We start from the raw sequence: 8,177 nt of genomic DNA on the forward strand, positions 1-8,177 counted from the left end.
GGCTGGCCCGCACTCCGGCTGGTCCGGGCCCGGCCCGGCCCGGCCCGCCCGCCACAACCGGCGCCGGGCCGGGGCGTGTAGCGCACGTAGCGGCAGACGGGCTGCGGGTGGGGCTGCAAGGATGCGGTCATGGAGCAGATACTGAGCCGGCAGGAAGCATCGGAGGCGGTCGGGGGCCACGGTTGGCGCTACTTGCTGGGCGCCTTGCAGACGTCGGTCGTGGTCGGGACGCTGGCTCAAGCGATCGGCCTGGCAGCGGACGCGGTCGCAGTGTGTGGCGATGGTGCCGATCGCCATCTCCGGGTCGATGTGCGTCCCCATCTGGCCCTCTTCACTCTGCAGTCGCTGGACCATGCAGCGGTGACCACCCGGGACATCGAGCTCGCGCGTCGCATCTCTGCCATCGCCGGCAAGTCCGGGTTCTTGCCGGAGCCCGGACTCGCAACGGCGCCACCACGGTCGGTGCAGGTTCTGGAGATCGCCATCGATGCCCTGAGCATCTCCGGGATCCGACCGTTCTGGAAGGCGGTGCTGGGCTATGCCGATGAGGCGGGTGCCCAGGGGCCCGAGGATCCGCTCGTCGACCCGCTCAGGCAGGGCCCGGCCATCTGGTTCCAGCAGATGGACCGCGCGCGTCCGCAGCGCAATCGCATCCACATCGACATCAGTGTTCCGCATGACGAGGCTCCCCGGCGGATCGAAGCCGCGCTGGCAGCCGGGGGCCGGCTCATGTCCGCGAGCCGCGCCCCCGCCTTTTGGGTCCTTGCCGACCTGGAGGGGAACGAAGCCTGCGTCACCACATGGCAAGGCCGGGACAGCTGACACAACGTGCCGGCCACGGCCGCTCGTTGACGGCCGCCACCAGGACGGCTGCCTCGTGGCGGACCGCGAGATCGTCGTATCCCGTGGCCTCGGCACGACGCCTTTTGAGGCGATCAATGCCGCACTCGACCGCGTGCCGAGCCTCGCAGCAGTCCTCCGCGTCGGTCGGACCTCGGCGGGCAGCTGTCTCAAGAGCCGCGTTCTGGTGGTTGCGGGCCTGGTCGGCCCTGTCCGTCCGGGATGGTGCGGCCGATACCGCGCAGGCGCAGGCAGGGGCGGTTCTGTGCGGCCGGGGCTGCGCCCGGCCCGGGAGAGGGTCAGGGCGGGGCCGCCCCGTGCGGGAGGGGTGCGGGCCGCGTTGTCTGCCCGGGGCGGCATGGCCGGTCTGTGCGGCCGGCCTGCGCCCGGCCCGGGGGAGGGGTTAGGGCGGGCCGCCCTGTGCCGGGAGGGTGCGGGCCACGTTGCCGCCCAGGGGGGGATGGCCTAACCATGCGGCAGGGGGCGGGCCGGGGAGGAGTCGAGGAGGGCGAATCGCGTGCCGGTCGGGGCGGGTTGCCCCATTGTGTGGCTTCACCGGGACCGAGACCGGGGCCGAGGGCATGGGCCGGGGCTGGGGCCTGGACCGGCAGCCCGGGCTGGGTTGGGGCCGGGGGAGGGGTGTGGGGCAGGCCCATCTCCCGGGCCGTACGGGCCAGGTGCCCGCCCGGTGTGCCCCGCCCCCGCCCCCGGCGGCGGCCCGCTCCGGGGTGATGGATGCGGACCCGGGGCCTCCGTGAACCCGCCCCTCACCGGCCCGGGAACCCGCCGCCCACCCCACCCCGCGCCGTGACCTACGTCACTTTCGGAGGCCCTTGGTGCGAGGACGGCATCCGTGTCACTATTTCCGCACGACTTCCCTGCCCAAAGCCGGTCCGTGAGCGGCGAGTTGAGGTCGTAACCGCCGCCCAGCCCCGCCCGGGCCACACCCCATCCACGCCCCCGGCGGCGCCGCATCCTCCACCACAAGTTTCTTCGCCCGTAGGCCGTGACGTCCCGCGTGCGTGGCCCGCGGGCCAGAGCGGGGAACTTCCCCCTTTGGTGGTACGTGGGTCGCGCCCGGGGGAGAGGTGGCAGGGGCGGGCGCACGGGACAACTCCGCACGCAGCGCCCTGGGTTGCCCGGCGCGGGGGCACGGCGGGGCTGCATGCGGCCACACCGCTCACTCCGCCGGCCGGGCCGCCCGCGCATCCCTGTCCGCTTCCGCTGTGCCTGCCCTTACTGCCCGTTCGCCGGGCTCGGCCACGCCGGGCCGGGCCGGGAAGGGGGCAGGTCCCGGCAGGGGAGGGGGGAGGCGTCAAGAGGGGAGACGGGAAGCAGCGGGTGAGGGGAGGGCGGCACCGCACCGGACAGTTGCACCCTTCGCACCCCCATACCCCGGGCATCCCGGATGCGGGCGTACGGGCCTGTGCCGCGCTCGCTCGCCGCCCGGCCTGCCGCCTGTCGCACCCGCTCCCGTCACCCGCTCCCGCCGCCCTTGTCCGATGCCCGGCTCCTGCTGCCCCCGGCAGGCAGTTCCGCCGGGCCTGCCGCCCTGCCCCGGCCGCCCGTTGCCCTGACCGGCGGGCGGCCGGTGTCATCCCGTACCGCGCCCGCGTCATGCTCCCCACCCGCGGCCGGGGGAGCCCCGAGCCGCACCCGCGGCCCGGGCCCTCCCATCCCGCACCCGCGGGGTGCCCCGCCCCGGGGCCGGGTTTCGGTGCCGGCCCCGCCCGCAGTCCAAAGTCCCCTGGGCCCGCCCCCGTGCGGGCCCCCTGTCCGCAGCCCGAACTCCGCTCGTGCCGACCGCGTTTGGGGTGAGCCCTCCAAGCCGCGGGTGCCTCATGCCGTACCTGCATGTCACTCCCGGCAGCCCGGGTCATCCCCGCCCACCCCTTGCCTGTGCGGGCCCCGCCTGCAGGCCGAACTGCCCTTGCGTCGCTGGTACTTGGGGGCTGTCCTCCCAAGCCCCGGGCGCGCCCCATGCCGTACCCACACGCCCCCTCGCAGCCGGACCCACCGGGCCCCGGACCCACCGGGCCCCGGACCCACCGGGCCCCGGACCAGTCGGGCCAACCGGATCCCAGGCCGACCGGGCTCGGGCCAACCGGTTCCGGGGTCAGCCGGACCGGGACCAGCCGACCCCGGAACCGGCCGACCCCGGGACCAGCCGCTCCGCCTCGCCCACCCCCGCCCACCCCCGCCCACCCCCGCCCGCCCCCGACTCACCGTTCACCCCGCGCCGCCTTCCCCGGCCCCCGCCCACCCCACAGCACCCCACCCCACCCCACCCCGCCCGCCCATCCCATCCCCTCCGCCTCCCGTCATCCCGACAGGAACAGGGGGTGCCGGGAGGAGGAGAAGGGGGGGTGTGGTGTGCGGGGCCGGCGAAGGCGGCGTGGTGCATGCCGTCACCTTGCCTGCGGGGCGGCGCCGCCCGCCCGGGCGACGCCACCGCGCAGGTGCGCGACAACAGCTTCTTCACGTGCAGAAGGCAGACCCTAGAGAAAGTGGATTCCCGATATGCCCAGGCTATGCAAGCCGTCGGTGCGTGTGCCGGAATACGTCATCACCGCGGAAGAGACGCTGGACTTCGCCGAGCGGGTCCATGCCGGAAAGCCGCAGCTTCCGCTGGCCCTTCGACTGATCCGCAACACGGGGGTGCTGAAGCGGCATATCGTCCAGCCCATCGAGCAGACCCTCAAGCACCCGGGACTGACCGAACGCAACCGCCTGTATGAGAGCGAGTCGAAAAAGCGCACCCCCCAGGTCGTCGAGGAGGCCCTGGCCAACGCCGAGGTCACCGCCCGCGACATCGACGCGATCATCTACGTGTCGTGCACCGGCTTTTTGATGCCCTCGCTGACCGCCTGGCTCATCAACAAGCTGGGCTTTCGCTCCGACACCCGCCAGATCCCCATCGCCCAGCTGGGCTGCGCGGCCGGCGGCGCCGCCATCAACCGCGCCCACGACTTCTGCCTGGCCCACCCCGGCAGCAACGTCCTGATCGTCTCCTGCGAGCTGTGCTCGCTGTGCTACCAGCCCGACATGGACGACATCGGCTCACTGCTCTCCGACGGCCTGTTCGGCGACGCGGTCGCGGCCGCCGTGGTGCGCGGCATCGGCGGCACCGGCATCGAGCTGGAGGCCAACTCCTCCTACCTCATCCCCCACACCGAGGACTGGATCTCCTACTCGGTGCGCGACACCGGCTTCCACTTCCAGCTGGACCGCCGGGTGCCGGGCACCATGGAACCCCTGGCCCCGGTGCTGCGCGAGTTCGCCGCCGGACATCAGTGGGACGCCTCCAACCTCGACTTCTACATCATCCACGCCGGCGGCCCGCGCATCCTCAACGACCTGGCCAAGTTCCTGGACGTGGACCGCAAGGTGTTCCGCCACAGCTGGTCCACGCTGACCGAGTACGGCAACATCGCCAGCGCCGTCGTCCTGGACGCCGCGCTGCGCCTGTTCGAAGAGGACACCCCGATGCCCGACGCCACCGGCCTGATCGCCGGCTTCGGCCCCGGCATCACCGCCGAGATGGCCCTGGGCCGCTGGAACAGCGACACCCCGCCCGCCGCCGGCTGACCCACCCCGCCCCACCCCGTCCCGGCAGGGCGGCGGCGCCCTGGCACCTGGTGTGCGCGGCCCGCGAGCCGCTGCCCGTTACGAACGAAGGAAACCCAACACACATGACTGGCCTGATCGTCCCGCCCGGCCAGGGACGCAAGCTGATCACTCCGGCGCAGGAAGTGACCTTCAAAGCCACCAAGGCGCAGGGCTCGTCCATCTCCGTCTTCGAGGTCGTGGTGCCGCCCGGCTTCGACGTCGGCGCCCACGTCCACCACGAGTCCCAGGAATTCTTCTACGTCCTTGAGGGCGAGCTGGACCTGATGTGCTTCGAGCCGACCCGGCGCACCAAGGACACCTGGCACCACTGGCAGTCCGCCGACGGCGAGCGGGTCATCACAGCGAGCGAGGGCGGCTGCATGTTCGTGCCGCCCGGCATCCCGCACGCCTTTCGCAACGCGAGCGACAAGCCGGTCAAGATGCTCTTCCAGAGCTACCCCTCGCCCGACCACGAGCAGTACTTCGAAGAGATCGCCGAGATCTGGGCGCGCGGCACCACGGTGGATCCCGCCGCGGTGGAGGAGATGCGCAAACGCTACGACGTCGAGGAGCTCACCCCCTTGCGCTACCAGCCACCCGCCCCCGCCGGCCCCGGGAAGTGAACCCGATCATGACCACCACCACGCCCCCCAGCCCCGTCCCGCTGGTCCACGCCAGCCTGGGAGAGCAGGAACTGGCCGCCGTCGCCGAGGTGTTCGCCTCCGGCTGGCCGGCCGGCCAGGGCCCCAGGGGCAAAGCCCTGGAAGCCCAGCTCGCCCACCGCTACGACGCCCACGCCGTCGCCCTGAGCAACTGCGGCGCCGCCCTGCACCTGGCGCTGCTCGCCCTGGGCGTCACGCCCGGCGACGAAGTCATCGTCGCCGACTACACCTTCCCCGCCCCCGCCCACGCGGTGCGCTACCTGCAGGCCATCCCCCGCTTCGCCGACGTACGGCCCGACACCCACACCCTGGACCCGCAGGCCGTCGCCGACCTGATCGGCCCCAAGACCGTCGGCATCATCGCGGTGGACACCGTGGGCCTGCCCGCCGACTACAGCGAACTGCAGGCCCTGGCCGACCGGCACGGCCTGTTCCTCATCGAGGACGCCGCCTGCGCGGTCGGCGCCACCTACCAGGGCCGCCAGGCCGGCGCGCTGGCCGAGGTGGCCTGCCTGTCCTTCCACGGCCGCAAGGGCGCCACCAGCGGCGAGGGCGGCGCTTTGATCGCCACCGATGCGGCGGTGGCCGCCGACGCCCGGCTGCGCTCCTCCTTCGGCATCGGCTCCATCTTCGACCAGTCCAAGGTCGTGGGCCTGCCCATCCCCGAATTCACCGAGGTCGGCTACAACTTCAAACTCTCCGACATCGCCGCGGCCATCCTGCAGGTCCAGATCGGCCGGATCGAGGAACTCCTGGCCCGCCGCGCCACCGTCGCCGCCCACTACCACCAGCTCCTGGCCGAAGAAGAGCTGCTGACCCTGCCCCAGGTGCCGGCCGACCGCACCCACGCCTGGCAGTCCTACCTGGTACGCCTGGATAAGCGGGTGGACCGCGCAGCCCTCGCCGCCGACCTGCGCGGCCAGGGCATCGGCTGCGGACACGGCACCTGGGCCAGCCACCTGCAGCCGGTCTTCGAGACCAAGGAAACCTGCCCCGTCTCCGCCGACCTCTTCCACCATCACCTGGCCATCCCCATGCACGCCGAACTGAGCCCGGCCCAGGTCGAACGCGTCGTGGCAGCCCTGCGCACCGCCCTGCGCACCCACACCGCCGGCCCCAAGGGAACAGCATGAGCAACCACCAGCCCACCCCCGCCCACCAGCCGGCGGGCGGGCAGCCGCCCACGCCGGACAAGATCCTGCAGCTCATCAACGGCTACTGGGCCACCGGCATCCTGGGCGCGGCCGCCGGGCACGCCCTGTTCACCCACCTGGAAGCCGGCGCGGACACCGCCGTGCAGCTCGCCGACCGCGCCCAGATCTCCGACCGCGGCGCCCAGACCCTGCTGGACGGCCTGGTCAGCATGGGGCTGGTCGAACTGCACGCCGGCCGCTACCGCAACACCCCCGAGGCCGCAGCGTTCCTGGTCAGGGGCGGGCCCGTCGACCTCAGCGGCCTGGCCCAGCTCAAACTCACCCAGCTGGGTGCGCTGGCGGACCTGCCCGAGGTGGTGCGCACCGGCGGCCCGGTGCGCCAGGCCGCCGCCGAGGTCGCCGACAGCCCGCACTGGACGCACGTGGTGCCGGCCATTGCCGCCCAGTCGGTGCCCGCCGCCGAGGTCGCCGCCGACGCCCTGGGCCTGGACGGCGCCGGCGAGATCTCCATCCTGGACGTCGGCGGCGGCTCCGGCGTCTACACCGCCACCTGGCTCCGGCGCAACCCGGCCGCCCGCGCCACCCAGCTCGACTGGGCGCCGATCAACGCGATCGCCCGCCGGCTGCTGGCCGAACACCACCTGCAGGACCGCTTCACCTGCATCGACGGCGACTTCCACACCACCCACCTGGGCACCGCCGCCTACGACGTGGCGCTCTACTCGCACATCGCCCACCAGGAAGGACCGCAGGACAACATCGCGGTCTTCACTCGCCTCAAGGACGCCCTCAAACCCGGCGGCGCCCTGGTGGTGTGCGACTACATCGTCGAGGACGACCGCAGCGGCCCCGCCTTCCCGCTGCTGTTCGCCGCGGAAATGCTCCTCAAGAGCACCCACGGCGGCACCTGGCGCCAGAGCGACTACCGCACCTGGCTCACCAAGGCCGGGTTCACCGACATCACCTTCCACCACGCACCGCCCGCCACCGTCGTCATCGCCCGATGACCCCCGGCCCGGACCCTGCTGCCCGGCGCCCGCACACGTAAAGGACCTCAGCTGTGACATCTGTGAACGTCGCGATCATTTACTACAGTTCGATGGGTAATGTGCATGCGCTGGCGCATGCGGCGGGGGAGGGTGCGGAGAAGGCGGGGGCCCAGGTGCGGGTGCGCCGGGTGGCCGAGACGGCGCCGGCGGCGGCGGTGGCCGCCAACGCGGCCTGGCAGCGCTACCGCAGCGAGCACGCGGAGGTTGCCGAGCCGGTGCACGAGGATCTGGTGTGGGCGGATGCGGTGCTGTTCGGCACCCCGACCCGGTTCGGTAATCCTGCCAGTCAGTTGCGGGCGTTCATCGAGACGACGGGTCCGCTGTGGGCGCAGGGGCAGCTGGCGGGCAAGGTGTATTCGGCGTTCACCTCCAGCAACACCGCGCACGGCGGTCAGGAGTCGACGATCCTGGCGCTGGCCAACACCTTCTATCACTGGGGCGGGATCATCGTGCCGCCCGGCTACACCGACCCGGTGCAGTTCCAGACCGGCAATCCGTACGGCACCTCGCACGTGGTGGGCACCCCTGGCCATCAGGTGGCGCCCAGTGAGGTGACCTTGCAGGCGGCGGCCTACCAGGCGCGGCGGGCGGTGGAGGTGGCCACCGCCCTCAAGACCGGCCGCGCGGCCGCCTGAACACACCCCCACCCGCGCCCGAATCCCGCGCCACCCAGCCCGGTCGGCCCGCCCAGCCCGGTCGGCCCGTCCGGTCAACCCCGGACATCGCCCGCTCCCGCCGGGACACTGTCCGGCCCCGCCGGGACACCGTCCGGCCCCGCCGGGACACCGTCCGGCCCCGCCGGGACACCGTCCGGCCCCGCCGGGACACCGTCCGGCCCCGCCGGGACACCGTCCGGCCCCGCC

At 73.0% G+C, this 8,177-nt stretch carries 6 protein-coding genes; all 6 read left to right on the top strand.

The window, feature by feature from the left end:
- The first annotated feature begins 129 nt into the window (after positions 1 to 129).
- The 6 genes from ACI2L3_RS39990 to wrbA all read left to right on the top strand — a co-directional run bounded on the left by ACI2L3_RS39990 (position 130) and on the right by wrbA (position 7,949).
- Complete coding sequence (locus ACI2L3_RS39990) at positions 130 to 822, top strand: VOC family protein (protein ID WP_404757400.1); 693 nt, start codon at positions 130 to 132, stop codon at positions 820 to 822.
- A 2,538-nt stretch (positions 823 to 3,360) separates the two neighbouring features.
- Positions 3,361 to 4,428, top strand: a complete 1,068-nt coding sequence (locus tag ACI2L3_RS39995; protein ID WP_404757401.1) for a type III polyketide synthase — start codon at positions 3,361 to 3,363, stop codon at positions 4,426 to 4,428.
- Positions 4,429 to 4,532: 104 nt separating this feature from the next.
- Complete coding sequence (locus ACI2L3_RS40000; RefSeq protein ID WP_404757402.1) at positions 4,533 to 5,072, top strand: cupin domain-containing protein; 540 nt, start codon at positions 4,533 to 4,535, stop codon at positions 5,070 to 5,072.
- 8 nt (positions 5,073 to 5,080) lie between these two features.
- Entirely contained in the window at positions 5,081 to 6,244 is a 1,164-nt protein-coding gene (locus ACI2L3_RS40005; protein WP_404757403.1) for a DegT/DnrJ/EryC1/StrS family aminotransferase, read from the top strand.
- Positions 6,241 to 7,272, top strand: a complete 1,032-nt coding sequence (locus ACI2L3_RS40010) for a methyltransferase (protein WP_404757404.1) — start codon at positions 6,241 to 6,243, stop codon at positions 7,270 to 7,272. Before ACI2L3_RS40005 ends, ACI2L3_RS40010 begins: the two co-directional genes overlap by 4 nt.
- Positions 7,273 to 7,364: 92 nt before the next feature.
- A complete protein-coding gene (wrbA, locus tag ACI2L3_RS40015; RefSeq protein ID WP_404757408.1) occupies positions 7,365 to 7,949 on the top strand; it encodes an NAD(P)H:quinone oxidoreductase in 585 nt (194 codons plus the stop codon).
- Positions 7,950 to 8,177: the final 228 nt, after the last annotated feature.

The sequence above is a fragment of the Streptomyces sp. NPDC029674 genome (assembly GCF_044903205.1).
Taxonomy (GTDB): Bacteria; Actinomycetota; Actinomycetes; order Streptomycetales; family Streptomycetaceae; genus Streptomyces.